The 15,903-nt window shown below is 43.5% G+C and carries 13 protein-coding genes; 5 read left to right on the top strand and 8 right to left on the bottom strand.

Annotated features, from left to right (window positions below):
- Positions 1 to 140 precede the first annotated feature (140 nt).
- Positions 141 to 1,682, bottom strand: a complete 1,542-nt coding sequence (locus QWZ07_RS16610; protein WP_016767646.1) for a DUF3360 family protein — start codon at positions 1,680 to 1,682, stop codon at positions 141 to 143.
- Between the two features lie 804 nt (positions 1,683 to 2,486).
- Between QWZ07_RS16610 and QWZ07_RS16605 the strand changes: the two genes are divergently transcribed.
- From QWZ07_RS16605 to QWZ07_RS16590, 4 genes are all read left to right on the top strand, one after another.
- A complete protein-coding gene (locus QWZ07_RS16605) occupies positions 2,487 to 3,257 on the top strand; it encodes an ABC transporter ATP-binding protein (protein ID WP_017107256.1) in 771 nt (256 codons plus the stop codon).
- Between the two features lie 169 nt (positions 3,258 to 3,426).
- Positions 3,427 to 4,197: an ABC transporter substrate-binding protein gene (locus QWZ07_RS16600; protein WP_017107255.1), complete on the top strand. Its 771-nt coding sequence runs from the start codon at positions 3,427 to 3,429 to the stop codon at positions 4,195 to 4,197.
- 78 nt (positions 4,198 to 4,275) lie between these two features.
- On the top strand, positions 4,276 to 5,016 hold the full coding sequence (locus QWZ07_RS16595) for an ABC transporter permease (protein WP_004736534.1): 741 nt from the start codon (positions 4,276 to 4,278) through the stop codon (positions 5,014 to 5,016).
- A gap of 2 nt (positions 5,017 to 5,018) precedes the next feature.
- On the top strand, positions 5,019 to 5,696 hold the full coding sequence (locus tag QWZ07_RS16590) for an ABC transporter permease (RefSeq protein ID WP_192852873.1): 678 nt from the start codon (positions 5,019 to 5,021) through the stop codon (positions 5,694 to 5,696).
- Positions 5,697 to 5,776: 80 nt separating this feature from the next.
- Here QWZ07_RS16590 and xthA read toward each other — a convergent pair whose 3' ends face one another.
- From xthA to emrD, 3 genes are all read right to left on the bottom strand, one after another.
- Complete coding sequence (gene xthA / locus QWZ07_RS16585) at positions 5,777 to 6,583, bottom strand: exodeoxyribonuclease III (protein ID WP_017076717.1); 807 nt, start codon at positions 6,581 to 6,583, stop codon at positions 5,777 to 5,779.
- Between the two features lie 169 nt (positions 6,584 to 6,752).
- A complete protein-coding gene (locus QWZ07_RS16580) occupies positions 6,753 to 8,918 on the bottom strand; it encodes a S9 family peptidase (protein WP_192852874.1) in 2,166 nt (721 codons plus the stop codon).
- Between the two features lie 257 nt (positions 8,919 to 9,175).
- Complete coding sequence (gene emrD, locus QWZ07_RS16575; RefSeq protein ID WP_192852944.1) at positions 9,176 to 10,453, bottom strand: multidrug efflux MFS transporter EmrD; 1,278 nt, start codon at positions 10,451 to 10,453, stop codon at positions 9,176 to 9,178.
- Positions 10,454 to 10,949: 496 nt separating this feature from the next.
- Between emrD and QWZ07_RS16570 the strand changes: the two genes are divergently transcribed.
- Entirely contained in the window at positions 10,950 to 13,067 is a 2,118-nt protein-coding gene (locus QWZ07_RS16570; protein WP_192852875.1) for a methyl-accepting chemotaxis protein, read from the top strand.
- A 140-nt stretch (positions 13,068 to 13,207) separates the two neighbouring features.
- Here QWZ07_RS16570 and QWZ07_RS16565 read toward each other — a convergent pair whose 3' ends face one another.
- From QWZ07_RS16565 to QWZ07_RS16550, 4 genes are read right to left on the bottom strand one after another with little or no spacing between them, the layout of a single operon-like run.
- Positions 13,208 to 14,341 carry a ribosomal protein uL16 3-hydroxylase gene (locus QWZ07_RS16565; protein WP_192852876.1) on the bottom strand — a complete coding sequence of 378 codons (1,134 nt, stop codon included), beginning with the start codon at positions 14,339 to 14,341 and terminating at the stop codon, positions 13,208 to 13,210.
- 50 nt (positions 14,342 to 14,391) lie between these two features.
- Positions 14,392 to 14,562: a pleiotropic regulatory protein RsmS gene (rsmS, locus tag QWZ07_RS16560; protein ID WP_017111064.1), complete on the bottom strand. Its 171-nt coding sequence runs from the start codon at positions 14,560 to 14,562 to the stop codon at positions 14,392 to 14,394.
- Complete coding sequence (locus tag QWZ07_RS16555; protein WP_192852877.1) at positions 14,552 to 15,100, bottom strand: primosomal replication protein; 549 nt, start codon at positions 15,098 to 15,100, stop codon at positions 14,552 to 14,554. The genes rsmS and QWZ07_RS16555 overlap by 11 nt, the downstream gene beginning before the upstream one ends.
- 22 nt (positions 15,101 to 15,122) lie before the next feature.
- A complete protein-coding gene (locus tag QWZ07_RS16550; RefSeq protein ID WP_192852878.1) occupies positions 15,123 to 15,902 on the bottom strand; it encodes a sulfite exporter TauE/SafE family protein in 780 nt (259 codons plus the stop codon).
- Between the last annotated feature and the right edge of the window lies 1 nt (position 15,903).

Genomic DNA, 15,903 nt, shown 5'->3' with positions numbered 1-15,903 from the left:
TTCAAGACTACGCTAAAAAATTCCTGCAAACCTTAAACTAAATCAATAAATGCCAAAAAAAGTTGAAAAAATTTGAGTGACAAGGGTTGCCACCCAAACTTTTTTTTAGTCTCAATACTACTTTTGTGTAGTGAAGACCATTATAGCCAAGCTTTTAGACCATATTGGCTTTCTAGCATACCAACTGCAAGCATTGCTACTAGACAGATAACCAGAACACCGACTGGGATAACAATCTTGTCGACAAATGACAGACGCTTCGCACGCTCTTTATCACCAATCAGACCGTTGTTATCAAGCAGCATTGTTAAAGCCCAAGCTAATACCGGGTTAACAACTGCTGAACCAAAGATACAGATACCAGCCGCTTGTGAATCTTTTGAATCCTTAACCATCTGCATACCCGCTTCAAGTAGAGGTAGAGATACACCTACAAGTAGCGCAACACGCATTACTGGTGGCCATACTGCTACGTCCATTGGGAAACCAAGAATCGCAACGATGATACATAGAGAACCAAGCAAGATTGCGCCGCCTGGAATAGGGCGCTTCGCGATTGCCGCTGGGATCATGTACGTACCCCAAGAAGATGTGATGTTACCACCACCCACTGCAGTACCCACCATTTGACGCACAGAACACATCGTCATTGTGTCATCAACATCCATAAGAACTTTTTCAGAACGTTTAGGGTAGTTCAGTTCTTGGAAGATACGGTGACCTAGGAAATCTGGCGACCACATTGCTACGGCAAGAATTGCGAATGGTAGAGAAGCGATGAAGTGTTCAACGTTTGGCAAGCCAAGCATCCAACCTTCAGAAGTAGAACCCCACCAGTAAACTGGGTTTAGGTTTGGAATACCCATTTCAGTTTCGAATACGATATCAAAACCAGCACCCAATGCTAATGCAATAGCAAGTCCTGTGAATGCACAAACTGGGATAGCTAACCAACGCTTGTTCACTTTTGCTAAGAAAGCGTAGATAGCGATAGTAATAGCAAGAACGATTAAACCAACGTAACCCATGCTACCCGCTTCAACAGTAGAAGATTGAAGACCAACCGCCCATGCTTGAATCGAGTTAATTTGGCTCATGGTACCGGTTAGGCCTAAGAAGATAAGCAAGCCACCTGCCGTACCTTCCGAAGTCAGGTTAACAAGTTTAGAGCCGCCTTTAAGGAAACTTAGGATTAGACCAAAGACACCGATAAGGATTGCCAATGCAAGAGGGTGAGCACCAGCAAGAGCGATGGTACCGATAAGAGGGATCATTGGGCCGTGGTTGCCGGCAAGGTTTGCTTTAGGGTTAAAGAAACCAGAAGCAAGAATACAGAACAGCAGTGCAGGAATAAGCATTTCTACACGAGCAACTTCAATCGCGAAGTCTTTACCCAAGTTTACGTGATCCCAAGCTTGAGTTAGGCCATCGGCCCAAGACATCATTACTGCTGAGTACATCGCAATGATACCAATGGTACCAGCAAGTGCAGGAACAAGATCTTCAAGTTCAAAACGGAAATCACGGCCTGGAAGGTTTAGGCCAAAACGACGAGGCTTCATGATTTGAAGTTCGTGATCTAAGTAATCTGAGCGGCTCTCAAATTCAGAAGCAGGGCGGTGAAGCTCTTTATAGCTTTTCTCTTCTACTTCAGAGTTCGCATTATTGACAACGTCTGACATAGATTCCTCATATTTTTATGTTAGTAATTCTAAAATTGAATTCTATAAGTTCGCGTAATTGCGTTATTTCTTAGTTATTTCTTAGTTATAACTTATTAACATTATGTTGCACGTTTTTGATGTGCTTTATGCAGTTAAGTTAAAAGAAATATTTGGCATTTTTAATGCCTTATTGTGTGCTGAGAAGTCTAACAAGCTTACCCTTTAGGGTGATTGATCTTGATCACTTTATGAGTGTATGTGAAAGAAAGCTACAAAACGAAGCGTTTCATTAACTTCTCATTGATGAATCATGTAATTTTTTTTCACAAACTGACGTTTACCTATCTTCTTAGAGCCTTTGTCGCCATGACTCTAGCTCAATGCCCAATTCTTATTGAGTTATTTCACTATTACTCGTTTTCCCAACGGCTCCAGGTCAAATGCTTACAATGCAATAACCTTAAAATAATTGTGCCTTATGGTGGGTGTGTTGTGTTGAACGCGCAGATTATATTTTGCTGATCTCGACGTATCTAAGTTCACGAAACTTGTTTTTCTTGTGAGACACCAAGCTACGAGAATCTCATTTTGATTAACTTTATTTAAACAATGCAAGGAGTGTAATTACAGCTTATTGATAGAACTCATTCATTAAATTGAGGCGAAAACGCTACCTTTTGCATAACAAGTCAGAGTGAATCGCTATTTATTCCAATTTATTAGGTTAATAATTTGTTGCATGTTGTTTCGTGTGGTGCTAGTTTGTATCGCATGAAAAGGTCGGAGTACCTTGCATTTTCACAAACTTGGGAGAGAAAGCGCATGAAAGATGTACCGGCGCTGGACATAAAGGATCTACACAAAACGTTTGGTCAAAATGAAGTTTTAAAGGGAATTTCACTTTCTGCGCATAAAGGCGATGTAGTCTCGATTATCGGATCTTCAGGATCGGGTAAAAGTACTTTCCTTCGATGTATCAACCTCTTAGAAACACCTACTGCTGGCGAAATTTGGGTTAATGGCGAATTGATTCAAATGAAAAATAACCGCCAAGGCGTTTCCGTTCCTGCAAATGAAAAACAAGTTCAACGAATCCGTTCTCGTTTGGCTATGGTTTTTCAAGGCTTCAACCTTTGGTCTCACCTGACCGTTCTCGAAAATGTTATCGAAGCACCCGTTCATGTCTTAGGCGTACCTAAAGCACAAGCCATTGAAAATGCTGAGCTGCTACTGAAGAAAGTAGGACTATATGAGCGCAAAGATTACTACCCGGGTCATTTATCTGGCGGTCAACAACAGCGTGCTGCGATTGCAAGAGCGTTAGCGGTTGATCCTGAAGTAATGCTATTTGATGAACCGACATCTGCACTTGACCCTGAGTTAGTAGGGGAAGTTCTTGGTGTAATGCGTGACTTAGCCGAAGAAGGAAGAACCATGCTTGTGGTAACACATGAAATGGCTTTTGCTCGTGATGTATCCAACCACGTGATGTTCTTACATCAAGGTCTGGTGGAAGAACAGGGCGATCCAGCTAAACTGTTTACGGCACCTGAATCAGAGCGTCTACAACAGTTTATCTCTTCTATCTACTAATAAGCACCTATGTACGTAGTCGATTGAAGAAAATCAAAATTGAAATATTGTTGTTAAGGTCGATGACAGCGGTATAAGCAATAAAACACAACAAGTAATTTAATAAGTATCAACAAACACAATATTAAAATTAGCAAAACATAAAAACCTAAATCACAGGAGTAGGGATATGAAAAAGTGGTTATTAGTAGCGGCACTTGCTGCAACTGCTGCAACGGGCGTAGCTCAAGCAAAAGAATGGAAAACAGTACGCTTCGGTATTGAAGGTGCTTACCCTCCATTTAGCTGGACTGAAGCGGATGGTTCACTAAAGGGCTTTGATGTCGATATGGCGAACGCACTTTGTACTGAAATGCAGGTGAAGTGTAAGATCGTAGCGCAAGATTGGGATGGCATTATTCCTTCTCTACTTGCTCGTAAATATGATGCGATCATCGCGGCAATGTCGATTACAGAAGAGCGTAAGAAAAAAATCGACTTTACTGGTAAGTACGCACTTATCCCAAACAAGTTCATCGCTAAAAAAGGTGCAGGCCTTAACTTTGATGATCTAAGTGGTCAAAAAATTGCCGTTCAACGTGCAACAACTCACGATAAGTACCTAACAGACAACTACGGCGACACAGTAGAAATCGTTCGTTACGGTTCATTCGATGAAGCTTACCTTGATCTAGCTAACGGTCGTGTTGCTGCTGTTCTGGGTGATGCATCGGCTCTAGAAGAAGGCGTACTCAACAAAGCGGGTGGCGAAGACTACGAGTTTGTTGGTCCATCTCTAACCGATCCTAAATGGTTCGGCGATGGTTTTGGTATTGCTCTACGTAAGCAAGACAAAGATCTGACTAAACAGTTAGATGCTGCAATCCTTTCACTACGTGAAAAAGGCATCTACCAAGATATCGCGGCTAAATACTTCAACTACGACGTATACGGCCAGTAATCTCTAGGTTCACTTCTTAAGGGAGAGGTTACCCTCTCCCTGTCTACCAACTTTTTCGCAGTTCTGTTGGAATTCATTATGTTTGATTTACAAGGATATGAAGCTTCGATCCTGAAAGGGGCGGTGCTTACGATCGAAGTTGCCTTGCTGTCGCTAATTTTAGCTATGGTTCTTGGTATGCTAGGTGCCTTAGCTAAACTCGCGCCTTATCGCTGGGCTCGTGCTATCGCAACCCTCTACACAACCGTTATTCGAGGCATTCCTGACCTCGTATTGATGATGTTGATTTTCTTTGGTGGACAAATCCTTTTAAACAACAGTTTGTATTCCATCAATGAGTGGCTCAATGAATGGTTCACGTCGAGTGACCCTAACCATGAGTGGACCGCTTACTTACCTGATTATATTGATGTCAGCCCATTTATTGCCGGTGTCTTAACGATTGGCTTTATCTTCGGTGCCTACATGGCTGAAACCTTCCGTGGTGCCATCATGGCTGTTGATAGCGGCGAAATGGAAGCGGCAAAGGCCTATGGTATGGGCCCTGTATTAGCGTTCCGTCGTATCCTGCTTCCGCAAATGATTCGTCATGCACTGCCGGGTTTTGGTAACAACTGGTTGGTTTTACTTAAGACCACCGCATTGGTTTCGATTATCGGTTTAGAAGACATGGTACGTGTTAGCGCATTGGCTGCAGGTTCAACCAAAATGCCATTTACCTTTTATATGACAGTGGCACTTATTTTCCTATTCTTCACCAGTGTTTCGACGGGCTTGCTTAAGTTGGTTGAACGCAAATTTAGTATCCACGCGAGGTAGTTATGGACTTTTCATTGATAATTGAAAGCCTGCCGATTTACCTTAGTGGTTTATGGACAACGGCTTGGATGGTTTGTGTAGCTTTGATTATTGGCTTATGTGTAGCCATACCATTAGCTATCTCTCGCAACAGCCCAAATATGCTGATTAACGCTCCTGCTTGGTCGTTCATCTATTTCTTCCGTGGTACGCCATTATTGGTGCAGTTGTACCTGATTTACTACGGAATGGATCAATTCTTCCCTGTAAAAGATACCTTATGGGAAAACGCATGGTTCTGTGCATTGGTTGCGTTTATTCTGAACACGTCGGCTTATACTGCTGAAATCATCCGTGGTGCTATTAACGGGTTACCGAAAGGTGAAGTGGAAGCAGCAAAAGCATATGGCATGAGTACACCGAAGACATACCGCCGTATCATTCTGCCAAGTGCTCTTCGTCGAGCGTTACCGGCTTACAGTAATGAAGTTATCTTTATGCTTCACGGTTCAGCGGTAGCGGGCATCGTAACGATTATGGATTTGACGGGTGCTGCACGTTTGGTGAACTCACGTTACTACGCTCCATTCGAATCTTTCTTAACAGCAGGTCTGTTCTACATGGCGCTAACGTTTATCATCATCGCGATCTTCAAGTTCGCAGAGAAACGTTTCCTCGCTTACCTAAGACCGCTTAACTGATTTTCTGAGAAGCTAATTTTTTGAGACAAAAACGGCGCTTTCATAGCGCCGTTTTTAATTGATAATAACTAATTTACTCGTTACTTAAACGTCGACCAAATCGGAGCGTGATCTGACGGTTTTTCAATGCCACGCAGTTCGTAGTCGATGCCTGCTTCAGTACATTTATCAGCAAGTTTCTGGGTCGCCAGTACCACGTCGATTCGTAGGCCGCGGTTGTCCACGAAGCCTTTTGAGCGGTAATCAAACCACGAGTATTGATCGTTCACTTCAGGATGTAGTAAACGGAAGCTGTCCACAAAACCCCAATCCATCAGTGTTTTCAACCATTCGCGTTCTTCTGGTTGGAAAGAACACTTACCGGTTTTCAACCAACGTTTCGCGTTTGGTTCACCGATGCCGATGTCTGCGTCGATAGGGCTGATATTGATGTCGCCCATCACGATCACTTGTTCATCTTTGTTGTGATAGTCATTTAGGTAAGTCATCAAGTCTTTGTAGAATTGACGCTTGTATGGGTATTTAGTCTCGTGCTTGATATTGTCCCCTTGAGGGAAGTAGCCATTAAGCACGGTAACTTTTTCACCGTTTTCGTCTTCAAACGTCGCCATGATCATACGCTTTTGATGGTCTTCATTGTCTGTAGGAAACCCCTTCTGTACAGAGATAGGCTCTTGCTTACACAGCATAGCTACACCGTAGTGCGCTTTTTGGCCATGGAAGTAAACCTTGTAACCCATCGCTTCAACATCAGCGAGCGGAAAGGCTTCATCGTGCACTTTAATTTCTTGAAGACCAATCACGTCAGGTTGGTGTTTGTCGATAATCGCTTGCAGTTGGTGAAGGCGGGCTCTAAGGCCGTTGATGTTAAAGCTAATTACTTTCATTTGTTTTTATACCTCTCGGAAACCTTTGTGCTGCGAGTTCTCAAAGATTTTTTGATTTGGTTGATTTCATGGTTCATCGTATTTAACCATGCTTAATAATTTCTGTCGCCACTTTATAAAGACAAAATGGCGACGTTAAATGGTGTGAATACCTACAGTTACGTTGAGCTTACTGAGTTTTTAGCAAGTCTAAAAAGAAGGCATATTCAAGTGCGTCTTCTTTCAATCGTTTAAATCGACCAGAAGCACCACCGTGACCGGCTTCCATATCGGTTTTGAACAACAGCACATTGTTGTCTGTTTTCATTTCACGCAGTTTCGCCACCCACTTCATTGGCTCAAAGTACTGTACCTGTGAGTCATGCAGACCTGTTGTTACCAGCATATTCGGGTAGTTTTGTACCTTAATGTTGTCGTATGGCGAGTAACTCAGCATGTATTCGTAGTAGGTTTTATCGTTCGGATTGCCCCATTCGTCATATTCGTTTGTGGTTAGAGGAATCGATTCATCAAGCATGGTTGTTACCACGTCTACAAACGGAACATGTGCGCCAATACCACGGTACAGTTCTGGTGCTTGGTTGATGATTGCGCCCATCAACAGACCGCCAGCAGAGCCGCCCACCGCAAATACTTTATCTTGAGCTCCGTAGCCTTCTTCAACAAGCCCTTTGGTTACATCGACAAAATCGTTAAATGTGTTTTGTTTGGTCAGTTTCTTGCCATCCTCATACCAAGGGCGCCCAAGCATTTCTGAACCGCGAATATGTGCGATCGCATAAACGAAGCCTCGATCAAGTAGGCTTAGACGAGCTGAGCGGAAGGTCGGTTCAATCGTGGAACCGTAAGATCCATAGCCATATTGGTAGATTGGGTTCGTACCGTTTTTCTTGAATAAGTCTTTGCGATAAACCAAAGAGACAGGTACTTGCTTACCATCGCGAGCCGTCACCATGATTCGCTCTGATTGGTAGTTATCCGCTTCGAAATCACCTAATACGGGTGTTTGCTTCATGAGTTCGGATTCACCTGAATTTAGATCGAAATCATAGTAAGTACCTGGCGTGGTTAAGCTGCTGTAGTAGACACGAACTTTTGAGTTATCTAATTCATTGTTACCAGTCAGGTAAGCGGCAAAAGCGGCGTCATTGAACTCTAGTGGGAACTCTTTGCCCGTTGATAGTTGACGTACTTTCACTGTAGATAAGCCATTTGCACGTTGCTCGTAAACAAGATGGTCATCAAACAGTTCGAAATCGACAAGTTGAGTATTGTCATCGGCTGGGATGACATCGACCCATTTTGAACGGTCGTGCATGTCTTCGGTTGTGACTTTCATTAAACGGAAGTTGACGGCTTGGTAGTTGGTGTAGATGTAGTACCAGTCACCCAATTTAGCGATGCTGTACTCAATGCCCGTTTCTTGTGGGTAAAAAGGTTCCGCTCTCGCGTGTGGGTCGTTGGCATCTATGACTGAAACACCGCTGGTTTCTGTGCTCGAGTGCCAAATGTACACCTGTTGACCATCTTTACTCTTACTTAAGCCAGTGTAGTAAGCAGTGTCGGTTTCTTCGTAAATCAACTCATCGTTTGTCTGAGGTGTGCCTAAGACATGGCGGAAAACTTGGTAACCTAGCAGCGTTTGTGGATCTTTCTTGATGTAATAGAAGGCCTGGTTGTCGTTTTGCCAGGCAATTGAACTCGAGGCACCTTCAATTTCATCAGTTAGATATTCACCGGTCGTGAGGTCTTTAATCTTAATGGTGTAAACACGACGGCTCAGCGTATCTTCGCCATAGGCCAACAAGTTTTCGTTTGGACTGATCGTTAAGCTGCCAATACTGAAGAATTCGTGTTCTTTTGCCAGTGCGTTAACGTCTAAGATGACTTGCTTGTTTGTGCCTGCAAAGTCTGTTGCACGCAAGTGAACTTCGTATTCGTTGTCACCCGTGACTTCATTTGAATAGAAGTAGCTGCCTTTACGAACTGGTACCGAATTGTCATCTTTCGCGATTCGGCCTTTGATCTCATCAAATAACTGTTCTTGTAATGCATCAGTGTGTTTCAACACAGTCTCTGCGTACTGATTCTCTTGCTCAAGGTGTTGCAAGATCTCTGGGTCTTGGCGTTCGTCATCGCGCATCCAGTAATAATCATCGATTCTAGTGTCACCATGAATCGTCATTGCATGAGGGACTTTCTTAGCAACGGGGGCTTTGGTTTGCTGAGCGATAAGTTGCGATTGAGAGTAGTGGTTCATGGTCGGTATTCCTTGATTGCTGCATCCGGCGACAAGCGCGACCGATACGGCTAATGTGGTTAGAGCGAAACGCATCTTTATATCCTTAGTGTGCACCTTACTCGTTTTAATGCCAGCATCCTTTAGTGGTTAGTTTTCTTCCAGTGATGTTATTTATAATTGGATTCTGGATATGCACTTTCAACGTAAGTGTCTGTTATTGTTTCCAAAAAATCAAAGTAATGTTTTATGAAATTGGTGGTAGACACTAGGCGAGGGTAAACGGGTAATAAAAAAGGGACACACTTTTCAGCATGTCCCTCTATTTGTGTAGTCAAGATTTGCGTTTTACTTTAAATAGCCAATGGCATTTCGTTTGAGTGGTCATGTTTACGATTGACCCAACGTAAACCAAGCATCACGATAAATGACATTGCAATCATCAAACAACCGAGTGGCAGCTGGTCTTGAGCAGGGAAGAACGATGCCAATAGTGTTGCGATGCCAGCACCTAGGTTCTGCATGCCGCCTAAGATCGCGCCGCCTGTACCAGCATGGTATGGGAATGGCGAAAGCGCTCCGGTTGTTGCTGCTGGAAATAGGATACCAGCGCCCAAGAAGTAAATGGTTGCACCGCCAATCAAAGTCAGTGCTGTTGTTTGACCAAACAGACCCGGTATCAAGACCACGGCAGAGCCGACTAAGATCGACACTAGGCCGACATTCAGTGCACGGCGCTCAGAGCGACGTTGTGCGATGTAACTAGATAAGCCAGCACCCACTAAGTAACCCGGAATGGGTAAGACGAACAACAAGCTTACTGTGGTTGCAGGTAAGCCAAGTACACCGCCAAGTAGTACGCCTGCCGCTGCTTCAAAGACGGCTACGCCAGCAAAGGTTGCGACCAATATTAGTAAGAAACCTTGGAAACGTTTGTCAGACAGAACGAATTTGTAGCTGTTTACAACCGATTCATGTTTACGTCGTTCTTTTGGCAGTGTTTCCATCATGCTCGTCATCATGGTGATAACAACAGCGATACCAAACAGCGCAAGGAACAAGTAGCTAGAACGCCAGCCGAAAGCTTCTGTTAGGTAACCACCCAATACAGGAGCCATCAATGGTGAGAAAATCACACACATGCTGATTAAGCTGTTTGCACGGTGCAGCTCTGCACCTTCAAAGCAGTCGCGAGTCAATGTACGAGACATCGCACCACCACAACCGATACCCAAACCTTGGATAAAGCTACCTGCTAAGAACCATTCATATTCATGAGCGAACAACGCTATCAAAGTACCGATGATATAGATGATCAAACCAGCAACGATGATGGGTTTACGACCTAGGCGATCAGAAAGTGGGCCGTAGACAAATTGTGACAGACCATAAGGGATCAGGTAACACGCCATCACCGCTTGAAGTGAAGACGCAGAAACCAAGAACTCACCCGACATATGACCGATAGAAGGCACGTACATCGTTTGAGTCATTTGACCTACGGCAGTCAGGATCGCGATTAAAAAGGTAAGTTTCGCTAATGGAAACGAGGCAGACATTTGCGTATCTCTCCAAAAATTAAAGACGTAAAAAGCCTTAGCGCTCCATTGAGGAGAGCCAAATGAATAAATTATTCAGGGAATCTAGGCGCGAGATATTAGAGCTTGAATGGCGACTTAGCAATCAAAAAATGTGAAGTTGATCAAGATAAAAATCTATAGTTTGGATTATAAAAACTAATCCGAAATGGGTGGGGTTTTAAAGAAGTAAAGGGTGATTAGGTTCCCTTAAAATGTCGCAAGTAAAGGTTGCCTTGAGAAAACAACATTCCTTTTAATGGTGATAGTTTAAAACGTTTCTCTAAGTAGTGAACATCGCAAGTAGGGCGTTCTAGCTTCAATGATTTAACTTAGAGGGACAAGGCGAAAGCTCTTGAAATCACAGAAACAAAAGACAAATGACACGACTTATTAACATTTCTATAAACTTTCGTTTTATATGTGTGCAATTTGTGATGTAATCATCGGCTAAGCTATTCATCTCATTTATTTACATTGAGCTCTGGAATGGAGCATCAATGTGATAGTGACGGTCATGGAAGTCTTTTGGCTTAAATAAGGATATTAAATGCGCTCTCTATCGGTACAGTGGAAAATCACCCTCTTAGCAGGTTGTTGCCTAATCATTACTTCACTGTCTCTTATTGGTTTCTCGATCTACAACGCGACGAGTAATCAACAAGTCATCAAATCTCAAAGTTCAGAATCAGTTATCAATAAAACTCAGCAATTGCTCGCGTCTGTTTCTCAGCTCAATGCTCAAGAAACTCAACGCTATGTCGATGAAGCCATCTACCGCGCAGAAATGCTGGCTTCTAGTGCTCAGTTTCTAAAAAACAATGCAGATGAGAACTTTACGCCAAGTGAAGAACTTCGTACTGCATTAGATGAAATGGTACGTCGCTCAGTTTTAAACTTTGATTCGATCCAAGGGGCGTACTTAGTCTTTAAGCCAGATTTACTTGATGGTGAAGATGCGAACTATGTCGATGCTGATTATGTTGGATCTAACGAAAAAGGCCGCTTTGCGCCTTACTGGAAGGTTGCCGATAACGGCGAGAATGTCCTGTCGAATGTGCTTTCAGAATCGATATTAAGCGATGATAGTAATAGTGAACGGTTTTATTGTCCTCTGTCTTCAGGGCAAACCTGTATCAGTACTCCGCGAGTAGTAAATAGTGGTGGTAAAGCATTACTTACGTCTTCAATATCTGTACCTATTTTAGTCGATGATATGGCGATTGGTTTCTTAGGTATCGACTTAAGACTCGATGGCTTAACCAATGTGGTAACTCAATCTGATCAAAGCTTGTTTGATGGCGCAGGTGCCGTTTATGTGGTTAGCCTAGACGGATCGGTTATCGCTTCTGATGATTCAAGCATTGCTGTTGGTTCAAGCTTTCAAAGTGACAATACAAACAGTGACTTGATGACCGACTTTATTTTCGGCGGTGAAGTGACAACGCAATGGAGTGATAATGGTGAGTGGTTACTCGCATTTGCTCCAGTTATCGCTGCTAACCAGACTTGGGGGGTGCTTTTTGAGATCCCTAGAGATAGTGTGGTTGCTGATGCAAGCAGACTCGATTCTATTATTAGCGCTAAGTTGAGCGAAGGCATTCAGACGGAAGTGATCGCTGGTATCATTTTCATTGTTTTCGGGCTGGCAATCATCGCCTTTGCTTCACTGTCTATCGTTAGGCCTATTCGACAAGTTGTTGAGAGACTGAATGACATAGCTTCTGGTGAAGGAGATCTTACTCAGCGATTGGAAGTTAAATCGCAAGATGAGATTGGTCAATTATCGAAAGGCTTCAACCAATTCCTAGATAAACTTCAGCACACGATCAAAGAAGTCATTCAAACCACAGAGCAAGTCGCGAATACAACCAGTCAGGCCAAGTCGTCTGCGTCGAGTACGCGTGAAAGCAGTGAATCTCAATTCAAAGAAGTGGATCTAGTGGCTACCGCTGCCGAAGAGATGACTCAAACTTCGGGCTTAGTGGTGCAAAATGCAGAAATAGCGGTGGATGCCGCTTGTGAAGCGAACCGTTCGGCTCAACAAGGACAAGAGGTTATAGAGCTTTCAGCGGGTGAAATGAGAAAGCTGGTGGATCGTATGTCGAGCGCTGTTCCGATTGTTGAAGAGTTGGCGAAGAACAACGGCAATATTACTGAGATCTTAAGTGTTATTGAGGGGATCTCTGAGCAGACCAACTTACTAGCCTTGAATGCTGCTATTGAAGCCGCGAGGGCAGGGGAGCAAGGTCGAGGTTTTGCTGTGGTTGCTGATGAAGTTCGAAATCTAGCAAGTCGTACACAGTCCTCAGTTGGTGAGATTAGAGCGGTGATCGATAAGGTTCATGCAGGAACACAAGATGTCGTTGAAGCAATACAAGAAGGTAACATACTTGCGAATGATACAGCACTGCACGTTCAGAAAGCGGTTGAAGATCTAGGTTCGATCTTTACTTCTATTGAGGCGATCAGTGATATGAACAGTCAGATCGTTCGAGCCGCTGAAGAGCAGCAATCCGTTTCCGGTGAAGTGAATCAAAGTGTGGTTAACATACGTGATTTAAGCGCGAAGATTCTGGAGCAAGCGGCGGCGTCTGAGCAAGTGGGAAGTGAAATTGACCAATTGTCTCAGCAGCAGAAAAAGCTGGTGAATCAGTTTAAGGTATAGTTGTTCACGGTATCGCTTTTAAGCTTAGTTAACTGTTGAATAGAAAAAGGGACAAATGAAGATTTCATTTGTCCCTTTTGTTTTTCTTCGGTTCTAAGGCTTTAGATCTCGATGATATCCACCGAAACCGATTAACGAAGTTAGTCTTCGATAAACCAGTAACCTTTATTCACCAATTCCGTCACGACGGTTACACCTGAAGGCGAAAGATTGGTTGTTGAATTAATCACCTCGTCGTCACAAAGTACGTTTAGTAGTGATGAATCCGCTTCTTCAACCTTGACCACTTCCCCATTGATGTAAGCCGTGTTGCTTTCATTCTCGTGGTAGAGCGCTTTTAAGCCAGATACACGGTGGATCTCACCTTCTGACTCTAGGTGTTGAGCGATCTCTTCTGCTGTCCATAGAGGCTCAGGCGCAACGATATCAAGCTGGTGGCGTGATTGGCTTAACAGGCAGCCCATGAAGTCTTTGATGGTTTCAGGCTCTTCAAGCGCTGACATCAACATCTCCGTTAGGTTACTCAAATCAGACGCGCGAATCTTGCCGTAGTTATCTTGAGATTTGAATTCAGGATCATGCAGGTGAACGTCACCCATATCATGCGCCAGTACAAAATCCGCAAAGTTGCTGATTAGCTCTTGTTCTTTTGGCGAACGGTAACCAATAGAGTAGCTCATTGAAGGTTCTAAGGTTGTGCCTTCATGAGGAAAACCTGGCGGGATGTAAAGAATATCACCAGGTTCTAAAGTTTCATCAATGATTGGGTCAAAGCCTTCAATTTGACGAAGAGCAGAAGCTTGAATGGTTTCTTGGTACTGACCTACGTCTTTTGCTCCAACCTTCCATTGTCGCTTACCTTGACCTTGGATGATGAACACATCGTATTGATCGATATGTGGGCCTACGCCACCTTGAGGTGCTGAGTAGCAGATCATCAGATCGTCGAATAACCAGTTAGGCAATTGTTGAAAGGCTTCAGTCAGCTGGTTAGCGCCTTGATGCCAATGGTTTGCTGCTTGCACTACTAGTTGCCAATGAGTTTCAGTGAGTTCACCGAACTTATCTTCAGAGAAAGGGCCGTGTTCTGCTTCCCATTTATTATCAAGGTTAGATATAAAGCGAGAATCCACTTCTTCTTCCATCGATAAACCAGCAAGTTCTTCTGGTGAAATAGGGTCGACGAAGTTTTGGAATCCACCTTTTAAGATGGTTGGTTTTTTATGCCAGTAGTTTTCAAGAAACTCGGGCATAGAAAAGCTAAGTTGGTACATGTGAATCCTGTCTATATTTATGCTAGATGCTAGATGCTAGATGCTAGATGCTAGATGCTAGATGCTAGTTTGGCTTGTAAATCTTGTTGGACAATTTTAATTGCCTCTAACGCTACTTTTGGGTCGATTTCGTTGCTTTCGAGCAGATAGATCAAGTCGACAGCTAACTTAACTTCTTCTGGGGCGTTATCCAGTGGTGATGATGTGTTATCAGTGCTCATTTCGCTTAGGGTTCTCTAAGTTGATCAATCTTTCAATATTTTTCATGGAGTCTTGGCAGCGTTCTAATCGTTCTTTTGCTAATTGCCAAGCCTCGTCCGCTTTTTTCTTACTGTGGCGAGGCGCAGATTCAAACGCTAACTTTCGTACTCGAACTAAATCGACCAACCGCTTTTGCCAATCTTGATGCTGAGCGAGTTCGTTATATAGGTCGTTAAGATTTTTTCCTGACTTACTTTTTCGATCTAACCGTAAATCGTGATTGGCTAACTCTCTTTGGACAGCTGCTATCTGATTGGTTAACTTTTCGGTTAGGTAAGTCGCGCGAGATGCATTGAGCTGATTATTGGCTTGCTCTCGCAATATGATGCGGTAGGTAGTCTGAGCTTCCATTGCGTAGGGAAGTAAAATAGACGCACTACATTTAAATAAGGTTCTGTCGAATAACGCTTGATGGTAAGCGCCCCTCGATTTATCAACTTGAGAGCAATGGCCAATCAAGGTATCAAGGACACTTTTAAGTTTTGAAAAATGATTCATGTCTCTTCCCGAACGCTGGTGGCTATAAGTTTACAAACCACGCTTCGTAAGCCAGTTTAATAGCAAGAACGCTAACAACGGTTACAAACACAGGCCTTATAAAAGTAGCGCCAAAACGAATGGCTGAGTGTGCCCCTACGAATGCACCTGCCATTAAGCATACACCCATGGTTAAACCAAGTACCCAATCGATATGCCCTAGAATTGCAAAAGTAACTAGAGAGGTGAAGTTACTGGTGAAGTTCATTGCTTTTGATAGGCCAGAGGCAAGCAAGATATTTAGACGATAAAGGGCCATAGAGCTAACTGTCCAAAAAGCGCCAGTACCTGGGCCAGCTACACCATCATAAAACCCCAGTATGAACCCTTGGTACTTTTGTTTTTTCTTAAGAACAGGGCAAGGCTTAGGAGACACATTGTGGCTGACATCCGGAGTCTTGTGGAAAATGGTATAGACAGCAGCAGCCAAAATGACTAGTGGCAACACTTTCTCTAGCCATTCAGTGCTAATAGCATCGACTGCAAGGGTGCCTATGGTTGCGCCAATTAATGTCGAGATGAATGCGTTTATCCAACATTCAGGTTTAAACAATTTTTTACGATAATAAGTGACAGCGGCTGTTGATGAAGCAAAGGTCGCAGCAAGTTTATTCGTACCAAGCGCAATGTGTGGCGGCAGGCCTAGTGATAACAAAGCAGGGACTGTTAGCATTCCGCCACCGCCAGCCACCGCATCAATAAAGCCGGCTGCAAATGCAACCAAAGCAAGTACAACCAACATGGTTGGTTCAATCATTTCCATA

The sequence above is a fragment of the Vibrio lentus genome (assembly GCF_030409755.1).
GTDB classification, from domain to species: domain Bacteria; phylum Pseudomonadota; class Gammaproteobacteria; order Enterobacterales; family Vibrionaceae; genus Vibrio; species Vibrio lentus.
This window is presented reverse-complemented; position numbering and strand designations above follow the sequence as displayed.

Coding starts and splice junctions, on each gene's coding strand:
- QWZ07_RS16610 (WP_016767646.1), bottom strand. CDS start 1,682: ATGTCAGACGTTGTCAATAATGCGAACTCTGAAGTAGAAGAGAAAAGC.
- QWZ07_RS16605 (WP_017107256.1), top strand. CDS start 2,487: ATGAAAGATGTACCGGCGCTGGACATAAAGGATCTACACAAAACGTTT.
- QWZ07_RS16600 (WP_017107255.1), top strand. CDS start 3,427: ATGAAAAAGTGGTTATTAGTAGCGGCACTTGCTGCAACTGCTGCAACG.
- QWZ07_RS16595 (WP_004736534.1), top strand. CDS start 4,276: ATGTTTGATTTACAAGGATATGAAGCTTCGATCCTGAAAGGGGCGGTG.
- QWZ07_RS16590 (WP_192852873.1), top strand. CDS start 5,019: ATGGACTTTTCATTGATAATTGAAAGCCTGCCGATTTACCTTAGTGGT.
- xthA (WP_017076717.1), bottom strand. CDS start 6,583: ATGAAAGTAATTAGCTTTAACATCAACGGCCTTAGAGCCCGCCTTCAC.
- QWZ07_RS16580 (WP_192852874.1), bottom strand. CDS start 8,918: ATGCGTTTCGCTCTAACCACATTAGCCGTATCGGTCGCGCTTGTCGCC.
- QWZ07_RS16570 (WP_192852875.1), top strand. CDS start 10,950: ATGCGCTCTCTATCGGTACAGTGGAAAATCACCCTCTTAGCAGGTTGT.
- QWZ07_RS16565 (WP_192852876.1), bottom strand. CDS start 14,341: ATGTACCAACTTAGCTTTTCTATGCCCGAGTTTCTTGAAAACTACTGG.
- rsmS (WP_017111064.1), bottom strand. CDS start 14,562: ATGAGCACTGATAACACATCATCACCACTGGATAACGCCCCAGAAGAA.
- QWZ07_RS16555 (WP_192852877.1), bottom strand. CDS start 15,100: ATGAATCATTTTTCAAAACTTAAAAGTGTCCTTGATACCTTGATTGGC.
- QWZ07_RS16550 (WP_192852878.1), bottom strand. CDS start 15,902: ATGGAAATGATTGAACCAACCATGTTGGTTGTACTTGCTTTGGTTGCA.